Raw genomic sequence first — 1,274 nt, 5'->3', positions numbered from 1 at the left:
TCTCACCATTAAAGACCACCGTTTATCGATCTCACGCAACTTCTTCTGTAAACGATACCGCTCCGCTTTCTCGGCATTTGCCTTTATCGCTTGTTCATATTGCTTGCGCAACTCCGGGTCTTTGATCGCATCCGGGCTGGCACCCGCAGAAACTACCGTCCCAGGAGGAGGGGCCACGTTTTCATGAGGGACATCCTCCGGATCAAATGTCGGGTCCTCTGTCTTGTAGATTTTATCGAGGGCCTTCAGCCACAATGCAAGTTTGGCCTCCCGCCAGGAATTCCACTCAGGATCTTTCTTCTGCGGAAGCGGCAGGGAATCGATCTCAATCCCAATTTGCGCAATGCAGCTTGGATCGTTGGTCCCCTGAAAGGCATCGAGCCGACCGCCGACTGCTTCGTACTTCTCTTTCATCGTCTTTTCGCTTTCGTTTTTGATCGAGGACAGTTTTGCATGGGAGGGAGGAGCGGCCCATGACCAATATGCAACCATAAGCGTTGAAAGAACCGGTATCGCGATGCGCCATTTCATGACAAATACCCTTTCAGTAGTTGGAGGTAGGGGCATTCAATTCCGCAGACTTGGTCGTTCCACCTTTGCTGATTGTGAGTTTACCCGTGGCGTCGGTGGTTTCTTGGTGTATCGCAGTCGTGAATTGCTTTTCTGCGCCCGTTCCGAGTTTGAAGTACCGTGGAATGTTCCATGTGAATGATCCATCTGCGTACGGCGTCCATGTGTAGTTGCCACTCGAAATGGTATCAATAGCGTCGACCTTAGACCCTTTTCCTGCAGTCACGGTGCCGACTGAAACCCAAGGTTTGTCTCCATGCGGTTCCCCGTTCTTCACGGCGAGGTACCCCGCGGCTATGCCAGCCACATCCCCCTCACGAACGTCGATATTTTCGAAGGAAACATCGGCAGGTTGTACGTAGGCTCTGCCTTTGAAACCGCACGAAACGACACCTTGGACATGTCGGATCTTTGTGCCGGGTTCCTGTTCGATTACCTGGCCAGTGGGTTCGACAACGTTGAAAGTCGCGGAGCAGGATCCTCCGCCGTAGGTTGCCGTAATCGAGGGAGTCGAGGCTCTATCATGCGCAGTGAAAGTGATCGGGTTGCCTGTCGTGGCGCTGAGTGTCCCGTTGCCTGAAATCGACCAGGAAACCGGACGCAGTGACGTAGGTTGCAGCGTCAATGTGACCTGCTCGCCAACGCCGACCTTCTTTCGTGTCCTGTCGGTGGGGACTGTGGCGACTGTTTCGGTGTCCACTTTA

General features: G+C 53.5%; 2 protein-coding genes. Both read right to left on the bottom strand.

The genetic code is table 11. The features are described 5' to 3' along the window. The coding region (locus QME66_13945) for a hypothetical protein (GenBank protein MDI6810043.1) at nucleotides 1-531 on the bottom strand (531 nt) is incomplete at its 3' end. Nucleotides 532-544: 13 nt separating this feature from the next. Further along, nucleotides 545-1,274 (bottom strand): hypothetical protein (locus QME66_13940; GenBank protein MDI6810042.1); only part of this gene is annotated, 730 nt, incomplete at its 5' end.

The sequence above is a fragment of the Candidatus Eisenbacteria bacterium genome (assembly GCA_030017955.1).
In the GTDB taxonomy this organism is placed as follows: domain Bacteria; phylum Eisenbacteria; class RBG-16-71-46; order JASEGR01; family JASEGR01; genus JASEGR01.
This window is presented reverse-complemented; position numbering and strand designations above follow the sequence as displayed.